Source organism: Sphingobium sp. JS3065, assembly GCF_026427355.1.
GTDB lineage: Bacteria > Pseudomonadota > Alphaproteobacteria > Sphingomonadales > Sphingomonadaceae > Sphingobium.
Genome location: NZ_CP102665.1, coordinates 996,161 through 1,017,992, shown reverse-complemented (window position 1 = coordinate 1,017,992; position 21,832 = coordinate 996,161). Strand labels below are relative to the sequence as shown.

Here is a 21,832-nt window from a genome sequence, read left to right as displayed (position 1 = left end):
CGGTGCTTCCTGCGCGTAGACAGGACAAAGCATCGCCGCAACCATTGCGGCCCCGGATGCAAATTGCAGTTTCCGACTCATTTTCCCCCCTTTGCATGCAGTCGCTTCGACAAGAGATGATCCCATCTCCTGCCCGCTCTCAGGCCTTCGATTCGGTCAGCGCCCTCAGGTCGGTCTTCGCTATCTTGCCGGTGCCGTTGAGCGGCATCGCATCGAGGAAATGAACCGACCGCGGCACCTTGTAATTGGCCATTTCATTGCGGCACCAGGCGATGATCTCTTCCGCGCTGATCGTCGAATCGGCGGAGCGCACGACAAAGGCCTTACCGACCTGGCCCAGCCGCTCGTCATCGACGCCGATGACCGCCACCTGATCCACGCCGGCCATCTGGCGCATCACATGCTCGATCTCGGCAGGATAGCAGTTGAAGCCGCCGACCAGATACATGTCCTTGATGCGGTCGGTGATGCGCAGATGGCCGCCATCGTCGAAGGCGCCGGCATCGCCGGTCAGCAGGAAGCCGTCCGGCGTGAAGGCCGCTGCGGTCGCGACCGGGTCGTTATAATAGCTGGTCAGCACCTGCGGCCCGCGCACGGCGATTTCCCCGGTTTCCCCGCGCGGCACTTCCTGTCCCTCCGGGTTCAATATCCGCACTTCCAGCGAGCGGAGCGGCCGGCCGACCGTCGACACGATGATTTCGGGCGCGTCGTCCGCCCGCGTCGCCGTCACCGATCCAGCCGTCTCCGTCAGGCCATATCCGGACTGCACGACCGTCCCGCTGTTCAAGTGGCGGAGCAGGTCTTCGACCAGCTTCACCGGGATCGTCGTCCCGCCGGTCGCCACCAGCCGCAGGCTCGACAGGTCGCATTTGTCGCGATCAGGATGCGCGATCAGCCCCTGCGCGACGGCGACGACGGTGGGCAGATAGGTGATGCGCTCGGCCTCGATCAGCCGCAGCAAGGCCGCAGGGTCGATCACGCTGATCGGCAGGACGCGCACACCGTACAGCAGCGCCACCTGCCAGCCCGCGCGATAGCCCGCATTGTGCGCAAAGGGGAAGGTGACCGCGATCACATCCTCGGGCGTGAAACCCGAAATATCCTCCTGCTGCGCGTGGCAGGCGGCCAGGCTCTGGGCACAGGTCATCGGCACGCCCTTGGGCTTCCCGGTCGTGCCCGAAGTGAAGATGATGTCGGCCAGATCGTCGCCATCGCCCTGCGCGATGCGGCGATCGAGCGCCGCCTGATCACCCTGCGATCCCGCAGCCCGGGTTTGCGTGAAGCCGGTCACGACGCCCGCGTCCTGCTGTTCCTGGTCGAGAACCACGATGCGCCGCAATTCCCGCCCATCCATCTCCTGCAGCGCCGCGACATAGTCATAGTCGCCAAAGCGGCGGTCGCAGAAGATGATCGCCGCGTCCGATTCTTCCAATATGCCGCGCGTTTCGCGTCCGCGCAGCCGGGTGCCGATCGGCACCAGCACGGCGCCCACGGCCTGGATCGCCAGGGCGGCGATGATCCATTCGGCGCTGTTGACGCCCCAGATCGCGATCCGGTCGCCCCGTGCCACGCCCCATTGCAGCAGGGTCATGGCGACCTCGCGGCTGGCCTGCTCAAGAGCGCCGTAGCTGATCTGGGCCGCCGTCGTGCCGACCGCGATCCGATCAGCATGCGCGCGTACGGATTTTTCAAATTCCTGATAAAGGGACGGACCGCTCATTGCCTCACCTGACATTCTCTCCATCGTGGGATCTCTTGTGGCCGCTTGCGCACGCAAAGCAAGCAGCCACCCCCTCGATCGTAAGAGCGATCAATCATGCCCCTGATGTACGTGGCCGAAAGCTGTGACATAAGGACTAGAAGGACTCTCAGGGAAATGGACGTGTACGATTATTGCACCGCATTGAAGCTGGAACGTCGGGCCAATGGAGTGCTGGTCCTCACTCTCGACAATCCCCCGACAAATGCCATCAACGGCGCGCTTCATGATGATTTGCGCCGCGTTCTCGAAGATGCAAACAATGACCCTGAAACCAGGGTGCTGGTGCTCACGGGCGCTGGCGAGAAGGCGTTTTGCGCGGGCGGAGACATTGACGAGATGCATCGGCTGCTGTCGGACCCGGCCGGAACCGTCCATGGCTTTCTGGAAGCGCGGCGACTCCTGCAGGCCTATCTCCGGCTGGAAAAGCCCATCATCGCCCGCATCAACGGCCATGCCATCGGACTGGGCGCGACGCTCGCGCTGTTCTGCGACCTGACCTATGCGGTGGAGGGCGTGCGGATCGCCGACCCCCATGTCGCCGTCGGCCTCACCGCCGGCGACGGCGGTGCGCTCATGTGGCCGCAATTGATCGGCTATATGAAGGCACGCGAATATCTGCTGACCGGCGATCCGGTTCTGGCGCAGGATGCCGCGGCGATGGGCCTTATCAACCGCGCCGTTCCCCGCGAATCCCTGGATGAGGTCGCGTTCGGCATGGCGGACCGCCTCGCGGCCGGCGCAGGCGTGGCGATCAATCTGACGAAGCAGGCGATCAACCTGCCGCTTCGCCAGCAGCTCGAAGCGATGCTCGACGCTTCCGTGTGGTATGAGACCATTTCGGCCCTGAGCGCGGATCACCGGGAGGCGGTGAATGCCTTTCGGGAAAAGCGGTCGCCGAGCTTCACCGGAAAATAGAGTTGCAACCGTTCGATCTTGGAGATCGGACGCCACATGGCCAAGCCAGGGGAGCCGACCGCGGCAGCCTTTCCCCGACCGATCGGGACGGGATCGGTCTTGCGATCAATGGTCGTCGGCAAGCCGTCTGCGCGCATCGCTTCTGGTCAATCGGGTGATGCTGGGCCAATTGAGAATGAGGAGGAGGAAGGCATGGCAATCAGCGAAGGCGATCGTGAGGCTTTGCGCAAGGCGTGGGCCGGCTATTGCGGCGCGCTTGGGGAGATTGCCGACGAAGCGCTCGACGGCAGGATCGGCGACCCGCGCGATGCCGATGAGCTTGCCGAACTGCTGCGGGCGATCGGCCGCCTGGCCGCGATGAGCCTGGAACAGCGGCTCGACTTCAACGACCCCGACTTTCCGCTTTTCTTCCGCCAGATGGACGACCGGTATCGCTATGGCGGTCCCGACACCAACATCGCCTATTTCATGACCGCCCTGCGCGGCGATGCCAGTTACCGCGTGCGCGGCAATAATAATGGCAGGACGTTGAATATCGGGCAGTTGTGGCACGACAACATCGACGTCGATCCCGATGGCACTTTCGAAGTCATGGTGTCGGCAGAGGAAATGGCCGGCAACTGGACCCCCATTCCCGCCCAGTTGCGCGGCGACACGCAGATTGCGGATGAATATCCCGTCGCCGGACAGGGACTGCCGATCCGCCGTTACGATTGGGAATGGGATCGCGACCTGCCGCCTGGCTGGCTGACCATCGAGCGGATTGATCCGGATGCCCCCGCCTATCCGCCCCGGCTGACGGCCAACCGTCTGGCGGAGCAGATCGACAATGCGACCCGCCTCTTCGTGGCGGCTGCGCGGTGGTGGAATCAAAGAGCCGCCAATGTCCGGGCCGACAATCCATCCAATATCATCACGCCGCCCAGCAACATGCCGCCGGGCGTCAGGAACTTCAAACCCCCCGTGAGCGACGGCAAGGCCTGGCTCTATTACGGGATCGTCTGCTACGATCTGGAAGAGGACGACGCGGTCCTGATCGAGACCGATCTTCCGGACGGCCCCTATTGGAGCTTCACCCTCTATAATGTCTGGTGGGAAACGCCTGACCTGATGAACCGGCAGACCTCGCTCAATGCGCAGCAGGCGCATGTCGACAGCGACGGCAAGGCCCGCTTCATCATTTCGGCGCGCGATCCGGGCGCGCCCAACTGGCTCGACACCGGCGGGACGAAGCGCGGCTTCCTGCACTATCGCTGGTTCCGCCCCAATGAAAAACTGCCGGTTCCGGCATCACGGCTGATGAAGGTCGACGATGTCCGCGCCGCGCTCCCCGCCAATCACCCGACCATTGATGCCGCAGCGCGAAAGAGCGCCATCTCGCGGCGTCGCGAACAGCTTGCACGGAGGTTCCAACGCTGATGACCCGCTCCGATACTCTTGATCTCATCAACGAAGAGGCACTGCACGAGCAGGCCGCCGCCCGGGCGGGCAGCAGCGATTTCGGCGACGATGCCTATCGCGAGGGGCTGGGCGTGCTCTTGTCCTCGGCCCGCAACAGCGCCCGCCTCGAAGCGATCGCGGGACGGGTCTCTTCGCTTGTCGTCGATACGCTGGTCAGCCGCCTGTCGTCCCAGGCTGGCTGGAACGCGGAGCCGCAAGTGCTGCAAAATCCCGTTACCGCGCCGCTGGTCATCACCGGCCTGCCCCGCAGCGGCACGACGCTGCTGCACTTTCTGATGTCGCTCGACCCGCAGTTCCAGTGGACGCCGCGCTGGGTTGGCGAAGCGCCGCTGGTTCTTCCGCCGCAGGAGGAGTGGGAAGGCCATCCGCAATATCAGGCGGTGCATGACCGGCTGGAGGCGATGTTCACCGCCAATCCCGGCCTGCGCCAGGCGCATGAAATGGGCGCAGGGCTGGCCGACGAATGCATCACGGTGATGGTGCAGAGTTTTGTCAGCAACATGTTCATCTCCATGCTGCCGCTGCCGGAATATCGCGAATGGTTCTTCCAGACGGACGAAACGCCATCCTATCGCCGGTACAAGGATAATCTTCGCCTGATGGGCGCGCGCGCGCCGGAAAAGACCTGGCTGCTCAAGAACCCCTCCCACACGATCGGGATGGGGCCGCTGCTGACGACTTTCCCCGATGCTCGCGTGGTGGTCCTCCACCGCAATCCGGTGGAAACCATCGCATCGGGCGCCAGCCTCACCTATCGCAACGCCAAGTTCTGGGAGAAGACGGAGGTCGGCCCGATCCGCCTCGACGTCTACTCGCGAGCCGTAAAGCGCATGGCCGAGGCGCGGGAGCAGAATCCGGGGCATTGCCTCGACATCGGCTACCGGGATCTGGTCAGCGATCCGCTGGGCACCGTGCGCCGCATCTATGCGCATTACGGCCTGCAGATGAGCGAGGAGACGGCGGCGGCAATGGAGACATGGCTTGCTGCAAATCCGCAGGGCAAGCATGGCAAACATGCCTATTCGTCGGAAGAATATGGCATTTCCGACGCCGATGTTCGCAGCGCCTTCGCCGACTATATCGCCGAATATGATCTGGAGCGCTGATCGCTCTGCCATTTCATGACTGATTGAGAGGAAGAGACATGAACGATCGCTTCAACGGCAAGGTCGCTCTCGTCACCGGTGCCGCGTCGGGCATCGGTCGCGAAGTCGCCGTCCGCCTGGCACGGGAGGGCGCGCGTGTCGCCTGTGTTGATCTCAATTCCGACAGGCTGGCGGAGACGGTCGAGGCGGCCTCGACCGAACGGGCAATCGCGCTGACCTGCGACGTGTCGGATGCCGATGCGGTCGACGCGACGGTCGCGGCCGCTGTGGCGCAGCTGGGCGCGATCAACATTCTGGTCAACAGCGCGGGGGTCGCCGACCCGAATCAGCGCAGGCTGCACGAGATTCCGCTGGACGCCTGGGACAAGGTGCAGAATGTGAACGTGCGCGGCCTGTTCCTGATGAAGCGTGCCGTTATCCCGCACATGCTCGACAATGGCGGTGGCGCGATCGTCAACCTCGCTTCGGTCGCCAGCTTCCGCGCGACCCCGCGCGCGGGGTCCTACGTCACCTCCAAGGGCGCCGTGCTGACGATGACCCGCGCCGCGGCGATCGACTATGCCAAGGACAATATCCGCGTGAACGCGGTCTGCCCCGGCACGATCAACACCGACATCCTCGCCAATGCGTCTGAGGATGTGATGCAGATGCTGGTGGCGCGCGCTCCGCAAGGCCGACTTGGCGAGCCGGAAGAGGTCGCTTCGCTGATCGCTTTCCTCGTGTCGGACGAGGCACGGCACATCAACGGCGGCTCTTATCTGATCGACGGCGGCCGCTGCGCGGGCGGCTGATCCGGGCGCTGCCCAGCGATAATGCAAAACGTAGCCGGGGCCGTCGATGACTGCCCCGGCTGCGCTGTTTCAGGGCCAGGACGCTTAACGGCCGGGCTGTGGCCGGTCAGCGCGTCCCCAGTTCGCCGCCCTTGGCGAGGAACGCGCGGAAAGCCTCCCTCGTCTCTGCCGACAGCGCGGAACGGGGCGCGAAATGGTCGCCCAACTCCATCACGGTCCGGCCTTCAAACTGTGGCCATTGGGGAAGGCCATCTCCATTGGGATTGCCGCTACGCACGAAATTGGTAAGCGCCGACGTAACCGGGCATTGACGTGGCGGTCTATTACGCTCCGCAGCAGCGCTTAAACTTTTTGCCTGATCCGCATGGGCAGACTTCATTACGACCGATCTTGTTTGACTGGATGGTTCGAAGGGCATTGACGTTACGCTCACGCAGCAGGGCGAGTTTCCTCATGCCGACGATCGCGCGAGGTAGCAGGGCTGCGGCCTCATCGCGGATTTCGTCAGCGTCATTGCGTTCTTCGATGGGCTCACGGCTCTCGATAAAGCCGACCAGCAACTTGATAAATGTCGCGGTCCGTTCCTCCTCGGCCAGGTCGGACCAGTATTGCGGCTCGAGCTTCATTGCTTGCCAGAAGCCCTTCACCCACTGCCTGACCTTGGCATGATCGGCTTTTTTGCCCTGCTCACAGAAGCTGGGCTGGAAGCCGGGCCAGCCCTTCTGAAGATCAGCTTCGATGGCTCTGCGGCGTGCAACAACAGCCGCGAGAGCGTGCGACGTCCGTTCATCTGCTGCCGAACCTGGCTTGGTCGTCCACAGACCACTGACCCATTCCGAGGCCTCCAGGCCCGGCGTCACCAGGATGCCGGTCAGATATCCGTCCATTTCGAGCGGCGGCAGCAGGTCTGGATCCCAGTTAGGGTTGGCGAGGATGGCGGCTAGAGGCTGCGAGCTTGTCATGCGGCCTGAGCAATATCGCGTGTGGCTTGCCAGCGCCATGGCAGCAGTTCATCAATTCGATTGATCGGATGGCTGCCGATGCGTTCAATGACATTAGTGAACCACGCCTCGGGCTCGACGCCGTTGAGCCGGCATGTGCCGGCCAGGGAGTAGAAGAGCGCCGCGGCCTCTTCGCCCTTCATGGAGCCAACGAACATCCAGTTTCGGCGCCCGAGCGCGACACCGCGCAGGGCATTTTCCACCAGATTGTTGCTGATCTCAAGCCGACCGTCATCACAGTAGCGGACCATGGCCTGCCAGCGATTGAGCGGATAGCGACACGCACGCGCCAGATTGCTGTCGGACGACAGGCCTCGGTTCTGCGTTTCGAGCCAGGTGCGTAAAGCATCGAGCTTGGGCACTGCCTTGCTCTGGCGGACGCGCCTTCGCTCATTGGGTGGCACACCCTTGATATCGCGTTCGATGGCGAAGAGTTCGGCGATCCGCACGACCGCCTCCGCCGCGATCGGCGACGGGCTCTTTTCGAGTATGTCGGTAAATTTCCGGCGCGCGTGGCTCCAGCAGCCCACTTCGACGATGTTCCTGGGCGCCTTGGTCTTGGGGTCGCGGTAAAGGGAGTTGTACCCGGCAAAGCCGTCCGCCTGAAGATATCCCTGATAGCCGGCGAGATGTTCTGCCGGATGCGCCCCGCCACGATCGGCGCTGAAGCGGAATGCCACGGCAGGCGGGCTCATGTCGCCGCTCGAGCGATCATCACGCAGATATACCCAGAAGTGCCCAGTCCGGCTGCCGTCGCCATTGCCCAGCAAGGTGACCGGCGTGTCGTCACCATGGATTTTAGCGGCTTCTCGGATATAGGCGAACAGCCGCTCGCCCAGCGGCGCCAGCAACCATGCCTGTTTCCGCGCCCAGCGGCTCCTCACGTCCCGATCGATGTGGAGTCCTACGCGGCGGAAGATCACTGACTGCCGGTGCCAGGGCTGATGATCGACAAAGCGGCTGACGACGAGGTGGGCCAGCAAGGTGCTGCTCGCCATGACCTTTGGCAGCGGCAGATCGACGGCGGGCGCCTGGCGGATCTGCTCGCAGGACCGGCACACCAGCCTGGGCCGGACATGGCGGATGACGCGGAAGCGCGCCGGGACATAGTCGAGGACCTCGGTGACGGCCTCGTCGATCTGTACTGACGGCCCGTTACAACCGGCACTGCACGGGCTGGGCTGATGATCGATTGTCTGACGCGGGAAGTGCGCAGGAAGCGGAACGCGGCTGCCGGGTTTGCGAGCCGATTTCACCACAGGCGGCGCCGCCACCTCATCGTTGGCGGGTTCCTGCGCCTCGACCTCCTCGAACATCAGCTGCAACTGGGCGATATCCATTTTCTCGGAGCTGCGACCGAACTGGACGCGCAGCAGCCGCGCGACGCGATGCTCAAGCTTTTCGATCCGCAAAGTCTGGGCTTTGACCGTGGCTTGCGCCGCCGTCAGTTCGGCCCGTTCCTGCTCCATGACATCGGCCATCTCCAGCAGCATTTTCTGCAGGAGAACCGGGTCTGTGGGAAGGCGATCAAGGGCGAACCGCATGCCGCAGATAATAGCCGAAGCCTACGGTAAAACCTACATAAAATGGCAGTTTTCCTGATCTTTTTGGCTATGCGAGCCTCGGCGTGACGACTTCGTCGTGGACGATCGCCTGCTTCCAGTTCAGCCCTTCGACGAGCATCGCAAGTTGGGCGGCCGACAGCCGGAGCGCACCCTCATGAGCACGGGGCCACACGAACTTTCCGCGCTCGAGACGCTTCGCATACAGGCATAGCCCTGAGCCGTCCCATACCAGGGCCTTCAACCTGTCGCCCCTTTTCCCGCGGAACAGGAAGACATTCCCCGAGAATGGATCAAGCTGAAGAATATTGCGGACCTGCGCCGACAGCCCGTCAAACCCCCTTGCGCATGTCGCACGGCGCCAACGACAGGTAGATCTTCAACGCCTGCATTAAGCCTTGGGTAGCGTATGGCTCCTGCTAGCGTCTGGAAAAATTGGCAGAAATCTGCCAGCCGGTTCGCTTCTCCCTCAGTGCCTCGTCCGTCTTCAGCAAAAGCGATATTTTGTACCACAGTAAAAGCGATTTATAGAACATCGCTAAAAGCGAAATGTTGCGCGACTTCAAAGGCGCAATATGATACCAGCGATTCATGGCCACCCCCGCGCAGAAATTGGCTGATGCCCTCGATGTTTTGGAACGCCTGCAAGCGCGAGGTCGGATCGCCGTCCAGTCTGCCGACATAAGCCGAACCTATCGAGAACGGCTCGTCTCGGCCGGCTTCCTCAAGGAGGTCATGCGCGGATGGTATATCCCTTCCCGCCCGGACGAGCCGACAGGCGAAAGTACCGGTTGGTTCGCCAGCTTCTGGGGGTTCTGTGCAGAATATCTGACCGAGCGCTTCGAGGATCAATGGATTCTCGCCCCCGATCAATCATTGCGGCTGGCAACGGGCAACCGCACGGTGCCGCCGCAACTGCTGGTCCGGGCACCCGGTGGCCGGAATCGTCCGACGCAGCTTATTCACCACACATCGTTGATCGACACCAATCTTGCACTCCCGCCCGAAAAGGACCGGGAAACCAATGACGACGGCCTGCACCTTTACCGGATTGAAGCCGCGCTGGTCGCCGTCACCGGGCAGTTCTACATCAACTATCCAACCGATGCGCGCACGGCCCTTGCCACCCAGCGTGATGGCTCAGCGCTGTTGGAACGGCTGCTCGAAGGCGGGCATTCCGTGGTGGCGGGCCGACTCGCCGGCGCATTCCGCAACATAGGCCGCGACCGGATCGCCGACGAAATCGGCGCGACCATGAAATCCGCTGGCTATGTTGTTCGAGAGACCGACCCATTCGCGCGGGGTCTGGTGACTCCTTTACCGAGAGACCCGTCGCCGGCCGCCAATCGGATTCGCCTGATGTGGCAGGAGATGCGTGAGCCCGTGCTGCGGACCTTTCCCGCGCCGCCAAGGCGACATGACATCAAGGCCTATATCGCGCGCGTCGAGAAAAATTATGTCAACGACGCCTATCATTCGCTTTCGATCGAAGGCTATCGGGTCAGCCGCGAGCTAATCGAACGCGTCCGGGGTGGAGGCTGGAATCCCGATGCGGTCGAAGCCGACCGCGCGCATCGCGATGCGCTCGCCGCACGCGGGTATTGGGAAGCATTTCAGGCGGTAGAGCAAAGCCTCAAGCGAGTTTTGGCGGGCAAAAATCCGGGAACTGTGGCCGACGAGGATCACCCTGGATGGTATCGCGCCCTGTTCGCGCCCAGTGTCGCTGCCGGTCTTGCGCGCGCGGCAGACCTCGCCGGCTATCGCAATGCGCCGGTTTTTATCCGGGGTTCCCGCCATGTGCCGATGAGCGCGGACTCTGCGCGCGACGCCATGGCTGCGCTGTTCGACTTGCTGCGCGAAGAAGCCGAACCTGCGGTTCGCACCGTGTTGGGTCATTTCATCTTCGTCTACATCCACCCCTATATCGACGGGAATGGCCGCATGGGTCGTTTTCTCATGAATGTGATGCTGGCTTCGGGCGGCTATCCCTGGACCGTCATCCCTGTGGATCGACGCGCGGACTATATGGCGGCACTGGAGCAGGCGAGCGCCCAGGGGGATATTATCCCCTTCGCTGATTTTCTCGCTGCGCTGGTCGCGGAGCAAGCATGAGGGCTGGGATTGATCGATTTCACCGGCGATTTTGGGCAATAGCTGAAATGGTACCGGTCCGTTTTTCGGTCGGATCGGGTCGAAATTGCAGTGCAGTTGGGGCTGGAAGCATCGGTTTGACGCAAGCAACCGCCATCGCTACCGCCCGCACCAATGATTGCTCTTCTGTCCCCCGCCAAGACGCTCGACTTCGAGCGCGCTGCCCCCGTATGCTGCTTCCATCTCGCATTTTGTCGAGGAGGCATACAGCCTCGCGCAATCCGCCTCTGAGCTGTCGGAGGAGCGGCTGGGCAAGTTGATGCATATCTCGCCGCGCCTCGCCAAACTAAGGCCACTATTTCGTGCATTGCCGGTATGGCTCCTGAGCGCGAAGGCCATCGCGTTCCTCGGCCATGTCCGCACTTCATAACGAGGCTGCTCATGCTATGGCGCAGCCCCGGCGCGCTTGACGGTTGCGTCCGATATCTCGCAATGAAGGACCATGGCTTCCGAAAAGACCCTGAACGTCAAAAACCTCGCGGCTTTGGGCGCCGAACGCCTGGCGGAACTGTTGCTCGAACTGGCGCAGGGCGACGCGGTCATGAAGCATCAGCTTCGGCTCGAACTGGCCAGTCGTGTGAGCGGTGGCGATGCCGCCGCAGAAATCCGCAAACGCCTTGCCTCCATCGCCAAATCCAGATCGTTCGTCGATTGGCAGAAGATGGCGGCCTTCGGTCGCGATCTCGACATGCAGCGGACGGCGATCATGTCCTATGTCCTGCCGACGCAGCCGAGCGAAGCCTTCGATCTGCTCTGGCGCATGCTGGAACTGGCACCCTCGGTCTATGAACGGTGTGACGACAGCAATGGAATGATCGGCGGCGTCATGGAACTGGCGCGCGAGGATCTCGGGACGGTAGCCGCGCAGACGCAGCATGATCCGGCCAGGCTGGCCGCCCGCGTGTTCGACTCTGTCTGCGCCAATGATTATGGTCAGTTCGACGGGTTTATCGCATTGATGGCGAAAGCACTGGGCCAGGACGGATTGCTCATCCTCAAGGCGAAGTTCGAGGCGTTGGCTGCTTCTTCCCCACGCAAGTCGGCCGCTGACGAACGCCGAGTGATCGGGATCAGCACGCGCGGCCCGATCTACCAACAGGATTATGAGACGCAACGCCCTGCCCGCCTTGTCCAGAGCGCCTTGACGCAGATTGCTGATGCGTTGGGGGACGTCGATGGCTATGTCGCGCGCTTCTCCGAAGAAGAATGCGCCAATCCGGCAACGGCCGCCTCCATCGCGGAGCGACTGCTGACCGCTGACCGCCCCGACGAGGCGATGGCGGCGTTGAAACGTGCCGAAGCCAAATTCCAGGCTGGCGGTTACTGGCCGGACTGGCAAAGGGTGAGGATCGATGCCTTGGATGCATTGGGTCTGGTTGGGGATGCCCAGAGCGCGCGCTGGGACATCTTCGAGCAGGCTCTGAATGCGGAATATCTCCGGGCCTTCATCAAACGCCTGCCGGATTTCGACGATGTCGAGGCCGAGACGCGTGCATTGGCGCATGTTGCCCAATATCCCCGCTTTGGCCAGGCTCTGTCATTCCTGATCGATTGGCCAGCGCATGACCGGGCGGCTGATCTGGTTCTGGCACGACATGATGAACTGGACGGGAATCATTACTGGCTGCTGACCCCCGGCGCGGAAACGCTGGAGCAGCGCCATCCGCTGGCGGCAACGCTGATGCTGCGTGCGATGATTGATTATTCACTCGGGGCTGGCAAGTACAAGCGTTACGGCCATACGGCCCGGCATCTGCAAACCTGCGAATATCTCGCCAGGCGAATTGAAAGCTTCGGCCATCATCTCGATCATGAAGCTTACGTCGCTGACCTGAGGCTTCGCCATGGACGCAAGAGCGGATTTTGGAACGCATAGACTTACCCGGCGATCAGAAGCCGAGTCATCCAGGCAAATTCCTGCCTGTTGCACATAGGCGCCTCCAAACAGCCGCGCATGAACAAGCAGCGGCCAGAGCCGGTAAATGGGCTGACGCTCACGCCACCCATCATCCAATCCACAGGCTTCGTAAAAGGCGATAGGCGGATTGTCGAACAGGCTGAGCATCGCCAGATCGACCTCGCGATGGCCATAATAGGCCGCAGGGTCAATCAGGCCGGAAACATGGTCCCCATTGATGAGGATATTGCCACCCCAGAGATCGCCGTGCAGCAGGGCGGCCGATGGATGAACAGGGAGCAGTTCTCCGAGCCGGTCCGCCAGTAGCTCGATGCGGTCTGCCAAATGCCGGTCGATATGGGAAATATGGCAGCGCAGCCGGTTTTCAGCCCAAAATTCGACCCAACTGCTATTTCGCGCATTGGGGATGTGGACATTCCCGAAGGCGTAATCGCCGTCCCAGCCATAAATGTTGCCCGATGGCGCATGCAGATCATCGAGAATTTCAGCGAGATGTGCCCACGCTCATGCCAGGCGTCCCGTGGCGGGCAAATCCTCCAGGATCAGCAATTCGCCCTCCACGCCAAGGATGGCCGGCGTCGGTACGCCCCTCCCCCGCATCGCCTCGAGCATATGCGCCTTTCCGGCCGCCAGCGGGCCGATTTTGGCGATGGCGGACCTGTCGTCAGCGAGTGTAAGGCGGCTGACAGAGGACAGGCTCTCGCTGGATATCTGCGTCACGCAATCGACGCGAGCTCTAAGCAGATATCCCGCACGAACGAATATCGACTTCACACTGCGCCCCATATTTCTCGTCCCATGAGGATAGGCAATGTCGACAGGGGCGGAAAGACGCCGCCAAAATTATAGCCTTCATCCTCCTTTTAGCGTTTTCCGATCATTCTGGTTCATATCCACAGGACTTGAAGTAGTTGTCGCATTCGTCGGGCTGGAAGATATCGACAAGTTTGCCGATCAAGCTCCAAAGACCGCTGACGGTGCGCTCGCCAGCTTTCCGAAGCATGGCCTTGAGGCGGGAGAACGCTTTCTCGATCGGGTTGAAGTCGGGACTGTAGGGCGGCAGGAAGCGCAGCGTTGCGCCCGCAGCCTCGATCCTTTTACGTATGGCTTCGCGCTTGTGGCTCGACAGGTTGTCCATGATCACAATGTCGCCGGGCTGAAGTTCAGGCACGAGCACATGGGCGACATAGGCTTCGAACCAGTCGCCATTGATCGGGCCGTCGAGCACCATCGGTGCGACCATGCCCGTCATACGCAATCCCGCCACCAGCGTTGTGGTTTTTCGATGCCCGTACGGGAAGCCCATCCGCAGCCGTTCGCCTCTCGGGCAACGACCGTGGCTGCGGTTCATGTTCGTCACAGTCCACGTCTCGTCGATGAAGACCAAGCGCTCCGGCGCCAGATCGAGTTGGCAGTCGAACCAGTCCTGACGCTGCTTCAGGATGTCGGGCCGGTCCTGCTCGATTGCATGGCCTGTCTTTTTTTCCGCGTCAGGCTGCGGCGCACGAAAAAGCGATGCAACCCGGCAACGGACACGATCAGACCCTTTTCGGCCAGTGCCAGGCGCAGCTCCTCAAGCGTGAGGTCCTTGCGCCCCTCCCAAATGGCCAGGATGTCCGCTGCACGCTCTTCAACCCGGCGTGAGCGCATGTCTCCGCCTTGCGGCTTGGGAGCAAAGTTACCCGTCTCTAGCTGTTGCGTCCGCCAGCGGATGGCCGTTGACGGCGCAACGCCAAACCGGGCTGCGGCAGCACGACAACTCTGCCCGCCATCTACTGCCACCAAGAGACGAGAGCGCAAATCCATCGAAAGAGTCATCCATGCCGGCCTCCTTCACCAGCAAGGATTTTGAATCAGAAATTGCGATCGAAGGGAACCCTTCATCGATTCAGGACGGTCGAAAAACGCTCTAAAAGCGGGCGAATGTTGGGGCTTCCGCGCCGAAGCGGCGGTCCAGCAAAGCGGCCAGCCCGTCGGCGTGTCCATATTCCGGTCCGCCGACGAGCTGCTCTCATCAGAGGTGTAACCCGTCAATATGGGGATGTTGCGCGCGCCTGCGCGAGGATCCGGCAGGATTTTTGCTTCACGGATGGGCGAAAAGGGCAAGCCATGCCGCCGCAAGGCCGGATTCAAGGATGCCGTGAGAAGGGCTTCCATCGACAGCGCGCATCTGCGCGAGCGATGCGGCGCCTGCGATGTGCTGGAGTTGCGTGCCGATCGCCTCGGCGGCCGGTTGCTCGCGAACGGCCAGGCCCATGCCCGATCCACTCTGCGCGAGCGCGCGGATGAACAGGCCTTGAGCGGGCGGCGATGCTAGCAGCGCATGAACCGAGGCGGAACCGGCCGACTAGAGCGGTTTTCGATCTGATTGAATCAGGTCGACCGCTCTATTCCTTTGTTTTAACGCGATTTCTCGCTAGCCGGGCCGGGAGCCTTATATTCATCTGTCCAGGGTCTTGCCGCGGGCAGCGCGGAACCGGGCACCTGCGGACAGTTGTCGTCATAGGCGGCGGCCTTGCGGACCTGCTTCCATGGCTTCACGGGCTGCGGCGCGCGCCGGCGGTTGGCGCCGCTGGTATCTGCCGCAAAGGAAACGCCCAGAAAGGCGGAGACATCGCCGTCCCGCATACCTTCCACAACGCCGCTGTCGATGCGAGCGGTGGGAGCCGTCGCGGCCTGCGCCAGCGCTGACGTCACCGCCATCGACAAGATCAGGCCAGGTCGAACCAGGTCGCGAATAGGCATTTTCCGGCTGAACAAGCTGCTCTCTCCTGATCCTGCGAACGACCACTTCGCGCCTTGCCAAAGCAATGAGCGGTGGCACCCGTTTCTGAACATTATCAGGCGAACGGGGCGCAGCCATCCGACTACGCCCCATTTCATGCCATCATCATGCGCCTCTATCCGCGCTGCATGATCCATCACCCGCGTCGGCATCCATGCCGCCATGGGCAACCACCCTGCTATGCCTGCGGCTTCTTGTGCATCTGGCCGCCCTTCATGATCATGCGCAGCTTCGCCTGCTTCGCCACCAGCGCGGCATCGGTCGTAGGGTCGCCGTCAACCAGCAGCAGGTCAGCCAGCGCGCCCTTGCGAATTTCACCCGCGCCCAGACCCATGGCCTGCCCGCCGTTGAACGTGGCCGCCCGCAGCGCTTCGACCGGGGAGCAGCCAAGATAGGTCACGAAATGCGCGATATCATTGGCGTTCGTGCCGTTGGGCATGAAAGCGATGCCATAATCGCCGCCGATCAGCTGACGCAGCCCGCGTTTGCGCAATTCGCTGTGGGTCGCGATATTCTGGTCCATCGCTTCCCGCACGATCATGCGCTCCAGCAGCGGCTCGGGAAAGCCGCTCAGGTGAATGAGACCATGATAAAGCCCCGTCGTCGGGGTGACGAACAGACGGTCCTTCGCCTCCTCCAGCATGTCGAGCGCTTCCTCGTCGCAGAAGTCGGCATGGTGGATGATGTCGACACCGCAGCGGACGGCGCGCTTCACCGATTCCGCCGAGCGCGCATGCGCCGCGACCTTGAGGCCGAGCTCCTTGGCGGTGTCGCACGCCATGCGCACTTCTTCCTCCGTCAGCGTCGTCACGCGGCCATGGGGACGGGGGAAAAAGTCATCGCCGGAAATGTTGATCTTCACGACGTCAACACCCTCGCGGTAGCCCAGACGTACCGCCTTGCGCACCTCCTCCGCGCCGTCCACGATCAAGGCGGCGGCAGCGCGCACCTGATGCATCTGGCGGGTGTCGTTCAGGCCGCCGGTGGCGGTCAGCGTCGGCGTCGATGCCATCAGCCGCGGGCCGGGAATCCCGCCAGCGTCAATCTCGTTGCGGATCACCACTTCGGTGCGGAGACGGGGCGATCCAGCACCAACCACGCCCGTAAAGCCCGCATCCAGCATCCTGCGCGCATTGTGCAGCGTGATCAGGATCGATTCCTCGGGCGGGGTATCCTCGATCTCGGTCGCATAGGTAGTGAACGGGAAGCTCAAATGCCCGTGCGCATCAACCAGGCCGGGGATCAGCGTCGCACCACTGGCGTCGATTTCCTGCGCGCCGTCGACGGCCAGCTGGCCGCGCGGCGCGATCTCCGCAATCCGATCGCCTTCGATCAGCACATCCTGTTCAGCCCGATGATCGTCACGGCCATTCCAGACATGGCCGCCACGAACGAGTGTACGCTGGACGTCTGTCATCGTCCTACCTCCATCAATTTCTTAAAATTCCGCGCCTGCTGCGGTGGGATCGAACTCGACGATCTCCTGCAGTTCAATCGCGTTTCCGAAAGGATCACGGCCATACACAGTGCGGACGCCCGCCTTGTCCACCGGGTCGCTGTGGAACCGCATCCCCGCCGCCTTCAACCGCGCGTGGAGCGCACGCACGTCCGTCACGTCCAGGCAGAGATGGGTGTAACCGTGAATATTGACCGGCTGGCCGCTGTCGTCGCGCTGCTGCGCGGGAGCGGCGAACTCGAACATCTCGATTTTGAAATCGCCGAAGTTCAGAAAGGCCACCTTGGCAGCGGCGTCATGCAGCGCCATGATCCGGTCAATATCATCGTCGGAAGCGAACTCCCCTGAGCCAAGCTCTGTAAATCCCAGCAGATCGATATAGAATCGGCGGGCCTCGTCCAGCGACGGCACCGACATTCCGACATGGTGCAGGAAATTGATCTTGCCCATCACTTCTACCCCGGCACTCTCCAAATGAACCTGATCGTGCCATATTGATGGTCACAGCCGAAGGTTCGCTGCTGGCGATCTTTCGTCGCCTGCCACACCGCTCCATGGATTTGCATCCCGGCAAAACGGCCACTCAACGCCTCCCTTTTGCGCCTAGACGCGGGGAATTTCCTGATGTTTGTTCCTCTCAAGGCATTTGCAGGCGACGCATAAGATCAGGCACTGTAAATTGTGCAGTCAGTGGCATCATCCCCCTCATCCTCGACCAAAAAATCCACAAAGGCGCGCACGCGCGGCGCGATTTGTGCGCGATGGGGAAAAAAGACGTGGATGTCGCGCGTGCGAACTTCTGAATCGATGCGATAATCGTTCATTAACGTCTTAAGCCGCCCGCTTTCAAGGTGGGGCAGCGCGGCGCGGACATGCACCACCGTCAGGCCAAGGCCAGCGAGAGCCGCGTTCAAGACGCCCTCAATCTGATCCGTGATCATAATGCGCCCATTGGGCCGCACCAATTGCGAAGCGCCTTCCTCTACATCGCGTTGCTGGAACAGCCAGGCGCCCGGCCCCTTCGCGCCTATACTTACATTTACGCAGTTATGCTCAGCAAGTTCGTCGGGGCGGCGCGGCACGCCATGCCTTTCGAGATAATCTGGCGACGCCACAAGCAGCAGTCGTGGCTGGCACACGACGCGTGAGATATAAGCGGACTGATCGGGCGACCCATAACAGGTTCCGACATCGAAACCTTCCTCGATCAGAGTCTGCCGATTGTCGTTAAGTCCGATTTCCAAGGAGATATCGGGATAACGGCTGAGAAATTCGCCGAGTCGCGGAATAACATAATTTTTGCCATAGCTGTTGGTCAGCGAAACCCTGAGCAAGCCTTGCGGCGCCCGGTTCTCCGAGTTGAACTCCGCAAGGGAGTCTTCAAGCATCTCCAGCTTGTCGCAGACATGCGACGCCAGACGTCGCCCCTCCGCCGTCAGACTGAATTCCACCGTCGTCCGGTTGAATAGACGGACACCCACCGCTCGTTCCAATTGTCCGATTGACCGGCTGATGGCGCCGGGGGTGAGGCCCAGTTGCCGCGCCGCAGCACTAAAGCTGCCTTCCCGAACCACGACCTGAAACGTCAAAAGGCCATTCAAATCCCGGTTCTTCATAACTGGAACAATCTCTCCCGCATGACAGGCGCATCTTAAGGGCGCCCAGTTTAGGGGAGCGATCGTCCAACTGCAAAGCTCTTTCAGCGCTGCGGGCGTCAGGGGCTATCCAAAGCGGCTGGCCCCCGCCTGCCCTTATTCTCCTTCGCCGAAAAGATAGCGATAGAGGGCACGGTGCATATTCGGAATTTCGCGCTCTTGAATCGGGTTGGTCCGTGAACCTTCAAACCCGCGGCACTTCATGCCTTTCTGGGTCTGGCCGAAATTACCGAAATCCTGCCGCAGGATCTTGCCGAAGCGCTTTTCGGTATCAACATCCCAGTCCGCATAGAATTCCCGTTCCAGCGGCGGTTCTTCGCCCGGCGCATAACGGACCAGCGACCAGATATCGAACACGCACCGGTCCGGATCATTCTCATGTGGACGCGAGCGATAAGCGATCGAACCGTCGAGCAGCGGCAGGAAGACATGGTTGGGAAACATGTGCCAGTTCTGGCCCATATTGCCCACTTCCTTGTTGCTCATGCTGGCGAGGTCGACGCCTTCCTTCTCCGCCTCCTCGCGATGGATGCGCGCATGCTCCATCACCACTTCCAGTGGTTCGGTGCCGGCAGGCACTTCTTCCAGCATGCGCTGACTCGCCTTGATCGCGCGCGGCGAGAACATGGCGTTCAGCGTTTTGTCCATCTCGTCGTAAAATTCGGCGAAAGTCACGCGCAGATCGGCGGGCATCGGTCGGCCCGTCCGCGGTGCGGGTGCTCCGGGCAGCGAGCTCGTCTCGGGCGGATAATAATACATGCCGTGGGCACCGAAGGTCCGCGCGATCGTATAGTCCGCGCTGTAATTGAGCAGCTGCGGATGCGTCGCCGCGATGTGATAAGCCTCGTTGAAGCCTTCCAGCGCAGTCTTCCAGTTGCAAGGCAGGATCACCGTCTTGTACCAGCGGAAGCGCCATTCATCGAACTTCAGGAAATCGAGGAAGCTCGGAATGGGATCGAGAAATTCCAGCAGCGGTTCGGCATCGGGGTTCATGTTGATGAACACGAACCCGCCCCAGGTGTCGAGCTTCACTTCCTTGAGGCGCAGATCCTGCTTGTTGAACGTCGGGCAGCCGTCCCAGTCGCTTTCGTCATGGACCTTCTGCAGCGTGCCATCAAGACCCCAGCGCCAGCCATGATATTTGCAGAACATGAACTTGGTGCGGCCATGCTTCTGATCCATGAGGATGCGGCCGCGATGCTGGCAGACATTGTAGAAGGCTTTCAGTTCGCCGGGCGCGCTGCGAACGACGACAATGGAATCGTCGCAAATGTCGTAGACGATGAAATCGCCGACATTCTTGAGCTCTTCCTCACGGCAGGCGATCTGCCAGACCTTGGGCCAGAGCCGTTCCTTCTCAAGCTCGTGAAATTCCGGGGAGAGGAAGGCCGCCTTGGGAACGAAATCGTCGCGAATATCGTTGATTCCAAGCGTTGCTGACGCATCGTCCATAATAGACACTCCTCAAATATTCTGTTCTCATCGACCGCACGCCATAAGGCGTTATTCCCACGGTCGAATTTGGGCTCGTGCACGACCCTACAATCGCGCCGGCCGACAAATCTCGCCGGACAACTATCGAGCCCCTATTATATCAGCAGTCAAATATTCGTTCCTGAATCTGCAGAAACACCCATTTGTCCATTATTCACAAATTGGCGTGTACAGCGTCCCTCATCATTGCCTTATGCGCGGCGGGCCGGCGCATCCTTGATGATGAAGCCAGTCGCAGCTGCGGAGGAGGCCGGCACCGCATAACCGGTCTGGTCAGCGATTTCGCCGAAATGGTCGCGAACATCCTCGATATCATGCCCGGGCGTGCCCCACCCCTTGGTAAGACCCGTGAAAATCTCGCTCACATGGCCAAGACCAACAAGGAAAGCGCGGCCGGTCGGCTCGCAATCGGCATGCGCCAGATAACCGACAAGCGGCGCGACATATTCTGGGCGCGCCTTGTCATTGAACCAATTGTTGAATTCCTCATTGTCGGAAAAGCCCGCAAACAGGCGCGTTGAGGCGAGCGGGCAGAGGGCATTTATCTTGATCCCGCAGGCATCGCCATCCAGCGCCAGGCAGCGGAGCAAGCCGATGACCCCGCCCTTGGCAGCGCCGTAATATGCACTGGTATTGATCCCGAACACGCCGCCAGAGGAAGAGGTCAGCACGATCCGACCCTGACCCGAGGATGCGAGATAGGGCCAGGCCGCGCTGACTAACAAGCCAACGCCTGTCACCATCAGGTCCAGCTGTTTCTGGAACATGTCGGGGTTCAGCGCGTCAGGTTCGGTGCCATGGGCGATCGTGCCGGCGTTGCAGACGAGGATATCGACGCCGCCAAAGGCTGCAACGGCATCCGCCACCAGCTGCTTCACGCCGGATTCCTGCGAGACATCGGAGAAATTGGCAATCGCTTCCCCGCCGGCAGCCTTGATCAGATCAACCACTTCCTGCGCTGGCGCGGAAGACGGCGCTCCTCCGTCGATGGCCACACCGAGATCGTTGACCACGACCTTCGCACCCCGGGCGGCGAGCAGAAGCGCCTGTTCGCGGCCAAGTCCACGGCCAGCCCCGGAAAGGACGGCGACCTTGCCATCGAACCGCATTTCCATTCCTGAATCTCCAAACTTTGTCGTGATATTATACTATTGGCGCGAGCATTTTCTGGCAGCTTGCGCTTACGGATACCGAAAGGGCTGGGCAGGGACAGGGGCGTGAAACGTCCCGCCCCTGTCCCTGCGCCCTGATCATTTTTCCAGCCATGCCTTGTCAGGCGCGAGGTAGACCCGCATTTCCTGAACCTTGCCCTGCTTGTTAACGACGAACCTGTCGATTGCGGTCCGCACAAAGTTGCCGCGGGCGTCAGGCGTCCACTTGCCGGCTGCATCACGGACCACCCGCGTTTCCAGTTCCATCACGCATATGTTGGCCTTGGCATCCCAGGTCAGGCTGCCGATCCGGTTTTCGGGCGTGATCTTCTTCAAGAAGGTCGAGTAGAATTGCTTGATGGCGGGCTGCCCCCGGATTATGTCGCCGCGAGGATTGAAAAATACAGCGTCCGGCGCCCACAGGTCACCCACTTCGTCATACCGCCCTTCGGCGGTAAGACGAATATAGGTGCGAGCGACGTCACAGGCGTTTGTCGAATTCGTGGGCCTCGCCGCCGCGGAAAACGCGGGACTGAAAGCTGCCAGTCCCGCAAGGATGAATGAAGCCTTAAAAGCAGTTAGAACATGCATCCCAATATTTCCTGTTGGAGAGAATTATATACC

Annotated in this window: 19 protein-coding genes and 2 pseudogenes; 7 read left to right on the top strand and 14 right to left on the bottom strand. The window is 61.4% G+C overall.

Annotation, left to right across the window (positions count from 1 at the left end; translation table 11 throughout):
* Window positions 1-139: 139 nt before the first annotated feature.
* Window positions 140-1,720 (bottom strand): AMP-binding protein, encoded by a 1,581-nt coding sequence (locus NUH86_RS22025; RefSeq protein WP_267252601.1) that lies wholly within the window; start codon window positions 1,718-1,720, stop codon window positions 140-142.
* A gap of 156 nt (window positions 1,721-1,876) precedes the next feature.
* Here NUH86_RS22025 and NUH86_RS22020 point away from each other — a divergent pair, with 156 nt between their 5' ends.
* The 4 genes from NUH86_RS22020 to NUH86_RS22005 all read left to right on the top strand — a co-directional run bounded on the left by NUH86_RS22020 (window position 1,877) and on the right by NUH86_RS22005 (window position 6,035).
* On the top strand, window positions 1,877-2,677 hold the full coding sequence (locus tag NUH86_RS22020; protein WP_267252600.1) for an enoyl-CoA hydratase/isomerase family protein: 801 nt from the start codon (window positions 1,877-1,879) through the stop codon (window positions 2,675-2,677).
* A gap of 192 nt (window positions 2,678-2,869) precedes the next feature.
* Entirely contained in the window at window positions 2,870-4,096 is a 1,227-nt protein-coding gene (locus NUH86_RS22015) for a DUF1214 domain-containing protein (RefSeq protein WP_267252599.1), read from the top strand.
* Window positions 4,096-5,244 (top strand): sulfotransferase family protein, encoded by a 1,149-nt coding sequence (locus tag NUH86_RS22010; RefSeq protein ID WP_267252598.1) that lies wholly within the window; start codon window positions 4,096-4,098, stop codon window positions 5,242-5,244. Before NUH86_RS22015 ends, NUH86_RS22010 begins: the two co-directional genes overlap by 1 nt.
* A gap of 38 nt (window positions 5,245-5,282) precedes the next feature.
* A complete protein-coding gene (locus NUH86_RS22005; protein ID WP_267252597.1) occupies window positions 5,283-6,035 on the top strand; it encodes an SDR family NAD(P)-dependent oxidoreductase in 753 nt (250 codons plus the stop codon).
* A 323-nt stretch (window positions 6,036-6,358) separates the two neighbouring features.
* Here the strand turns inward: NUH86_RS22005 and NUH86_RS22000 are convergent, their stop codons facing one another.
* The 3 genes and pseudogenes from NUH86_RS22000 to tnpB form a co-directional block, all read right to left on the bottom strand.
* On the bottom strand, window positions 6,359-7,036 hold the full coding sequence (locus NUH86_RS22000) for a UPF0149 family protein (protein WP_267252596.1): 678 nt from the start codon (window positions 7,034-7,036) through the stop codon (window positions 6,359-6,361).
* On the bottom strand, window positions 6,994-8,517 hold the full coding sequence (gene tnpC / locus NUH86_RS21995) for an IS66 family transposase (RefSeq protein WP_267252595.1): 1,524 nt from the start codon (window positions 8,515-8,517) through the stop codon (window positions 6,994-6,996). The genes NUH86_RS22000 and tnpC overlap by 43 nt, the downstream gene beginning before the upstream one ends.
* Before the next feature lie 130 nt (window positions 8,518-8,647).
* Window positions 8,648-8,929 (bottom strand): annotated as a pseudogene (gene tnpB / locus NUH86_RS21990) (IS66 family insertion sequence element accessory protein TnpB); the annotation flags it as partial.
* 260 nt (window positions 8,930-9,189) lie between these two features.
* On the opposite strand from tnpB, the gene NUH86_RS21985 reads away from it, so the two are divergent.
* Together NUH86_RS21985 and NUH86_RS21975 are read left to right on the top strand one after the other, a co-directional pair.
* Window positions 9,190-10,710 (top strand): Fic family protein, encoded by a 1,521-nt coding sequence (locus NUH86_RS21985; protein ID WP_267252594.1) that lies wholly within the window; start codon window positions 9,190-9,192, stop codon window positions 10,708-10,710.
* 481 nt (window positions 10,711-11,191) lie between these two features.
* Entirely contained in the window at window positions 11,192-12,625 is a 1,434-nt protein-coding gene (locus NUH86_RS21975) for a DUF6880 family protein (RefSeq protein WP_267252593.1), read from the top strand.
* 87 nt (window positions 12,626-12,712) lie between these two features.
* On the opposite strand, the pseudogene NUH86_RS24940 reads toward NUH86_RS21975, so the two are convergent.
* The 3 genes and pseudogenes from NUH86_RS24940 to NUH86_RS21960 form a co-directional block, all read right to left on the bottom strand.
* A pseudogene (locus NUH86_RS24940) lies at window positions 12,713-13,117 on the bottom strand (fructosamine kinase family protein); the annotation flags it as partial.
* 54 nt (window positions 13,118-13,171) lie between these two features.
* Entirely contained in the window at window positions 13,172-13,441 is a 270-nt protein-coding gene (locus NUH86_RS21965; protein WP_267252591.1) for a hypothetical protein, read from the bottom strand.
* A 103-nt stretch (window positions 13,442-13,544) separates the two neighbouring features.
* A protein-coding gene (locus NUH86_RS21960; RefSeq protein WP_267252590.1) for an IS630 family transposase occupies window positions 13,545-14,485 on the bottom strand; the annotation gives its coding sequence in 2 pieces (ribosomal slippage) (window positions 13,545-14,140 and window positions 14,140-14,485; 942 coding nt in all).
* 271 nt (window positions 14,486-14,756) lie between these two features.
* Here NUH86_RS21960 and NUH86_RS21955 point away from each other — a divergent pair.
* The gene (locus NUH86_RS21955; protein ID WP_267252589.1) at window positions 14,757-14,984 is read left to right on the top strand and encodes a hypothetical protein; all 228 of its coding nucleotides are present in this window, start codon (window positions 14,757-14,759) and stop codon (window positions 14,982-14,984) included.
* Between the two features lie 83 nt (window positions 14,985-15,067).
* Here NUH86_RS21955 and NUH86_RS21950 read toward each other — a convergent pair whose 3' ends face one another.
* The 7 genes from NUH86_RS21950 to NUH86_RS21920 all read right to left on the bottom strand — a co-directional run bounded on the left by NUH86_RS21950 (window position 15,068) and on the right by NUH86_RS21920 (window position 21,799).
* A complete protein-coding gene (locus NUH86_RS21950; protein ID WP_267252588.1) occupies window positions 15,068-15,427 on the bottom strand; it encodes a carboxylesterase family protein in 360 nt (119 codons plus the stop codon).
* A gap of 203 nt (window positions 15,428-15,630) precedes the next feature.
* The gene (locus NUH86_RS21945; RefSeq protein ID WP_267252587.1) at window positions 15,631-16,869 is read right to left on the bottom strand and encodes a metal-dependent hydrolase family protein; all 1,239 of its coding nucleotides are present in this window, start codon (window positions 16,867-16,869) and stop codon (window positions 15,631-15,633) included.
* 21 nt (window positions 16,870-16,890) lie between these two features.
* On the bottom strand, window positions 16,891-17,358 hold the full coding sequence (locus NUH86_RS21940; RefSeq protein ID WP_267252586.1) for a VOC family protein: 468 nt from the start codon (window positions 17,356-17,358) through the stop codon (window positions 16,891-16,893).
* A 215-nt stretch (window positions 17,359-17,573) separates the two neighbouring features.
* A complete protein-coding gene (locus NUH86_RS21935) occupies window positions 17,574-18,524 on the bottom strand; it encodes a LysR family transcriptional regulator (protein ID WP_267252585.1) in 951 nt (316 codons plus the stop codon).
* Between the two features lie 135 nt (window positions 18,525-18,659).
* Window positions 18,660-20,015 carry an aromatic ring-hydroxylating oxygenase subunit alpha gene (locus NUH86_RS21930; RefSeq protein ID WP_267252584.1) on the bottom strand — a complete coding sequence of 452 codons (1,356 nt, stop codon included), beginning with the start codon at window positions 20,013-20,015 and terminating at the stop codon, window positions 18,660-18,662.
* 233 nt (window positions 20,016-20,248) lie between these two features.
* Window positions 20,249-21,172 carry an SDR family NAD(P)-dependent oxidoreductase gene (locus NUH86_RS21925; protein WP_267252583.1) on the bottom strand — a complete coding sequence of 308 codons (924 nt, stop codon included), beginning with the start codon at window positions 21,170-21,172 and terminating at the stop codon, window positions 20,249-20,251.
* Window positions 21,173-21,307: 135 nt separating this feature from the next.
* Window positions 21,308-21,799 carry a nuclear transport factor 2 family protein gene (locus NUH86_RS21920; protein ID WP_267252582.1) on the bottom strand — a complete coding sequence of 164 codons (492 nt, stop codon included), beginning with the start codon at window positions 21,797-21,799 and terminating at the stop codon, window positions 21,308-21,310.
* Window positions 21,800-21,832 lie beyond the last annotated feature (33 nt).

What these genes read in the sequence shown, in the direction of transcription:
- NUH86_RS21935 (WP_267252585.1), bottom strand. Translation starts at nt 18,524, where the DNA reads ATGAAGAACCGGGATTTGAATGGCCTTTTGACGTTTCAGGTCGTGGTT.
- NUH86_RS22010 (WP_267252598.1), top strand. Translation starts at nt 4,096, where the DNA reads ATGACCCGCTCCGATACTCTTGATCTCATCAACGAAGAGGCACTGCAC.
- tnpC (WP_267252595.1), bottom strand. Translation starts at nt 8,517, where the DNA reads ATGGCCGATGTCATGGAGCAGGAACGGGCCGAACTGACGGCGGCGCAA.
- NUH86_RS22015 (WP_267252599.1), top strand. Translation starts at nt 2,870, where the DNA reads ATGGCAATCAGCGAAGGCGATCGTGAGGCTTTGCGCAAGGCGTGGGCC.
- NUH86_RS21945 (WP_267252587.1), bottom strand. Translation starts at nt 16,869, where the DNA reads ATGACAGACGTCCAGCGTACACTCGTTCGTGGCGGCCATGTCTGGAAT.
- NUH86_RS21985 (WP_267252594.1), top strand. Translation starts at nt 9,190, where the DNA reads ATGGCCACCCCCGCGCAGAAATTGGCTGATGCCCTCGATGTTTTGGAA.
- NUH86_RS21920 (WP_267252582.1), bottom strand. Translation starts at nt 21,799, where the DNA reads ATGCATGTTCTAACTGCTTTTAAGGCTTCATTCATCCTTGCGGGACTG.
- NUH86_RS21940 (WP_267252586.1), bottom strand. Translation starts at nt 17,358, where the DNA reads ATGGGCAAGATCAATTTCCTGCACCATGTCGGAATGTCGGTGCCGTCG.
- NUH86_RS22020 (WP_267252600.1), top strand. Translation starts at nt 1,877, where the DNA reads ATGGACGTGTACGATTATTGCACCGCATTGAAGCTGGAACGTCGGGCC.
- NUH86_RS21925 (WP_267252583.1), bottom strand. Translation starts at nt 21,172, where the DNA reads ATGGAAATGCGGTTCGATGGCAAGGTCGCCGTCCTTTCCGGGGCTGGC.
- NUH86_RS21955 (WP_267252589.1), top strand. Translation starts at nt 14,757, where the DNA reads ATGGGCGAAAAGGGCAAGCCATGCCGCCGCAAGGCCGGATTCAAGGAT.
- NUH86_RS22000 (WP_267252596.1), bottom strand. Translation starts at nt 7,036, where the DNA reads ATGGCGCTGGCAAGCCACACGCGATATTGCTCAGGCCGCATGACAAGC.
- NUH86_RS21930 (WP_267252584.1), bottom strand. Translation starts at nt 20,015, where the DNA reads ATGGACGATGCGTCAGCAACGCTTGGAATCAACGATATTCGCGACGAT.
- NUH86_RS22005 (WP_267252597.1), top strand. Translation starts at nt 5,283, where the DNA reads ATGAACGATCGCTTCAACGGCAAGGTCGCTCTCGTCACCGGTGCCGCG.
- NUH86_RS22025 (WP_267252601.1), bottom strand. Translation starts at nt 1,720, where the DNA reads ATGAGCGGTCCGTCCCTTTATCAGGAATTTGAAAAATCCGTACGCGCG.
- NUH86_RS21975 (WP_267252593.1), top strand. Translation starts at nt 11,192, where the DNA reads ATGGCTTCCGAAAAGACCCTGAACGTCAAAAACCTCGCGGCTTTGGGC.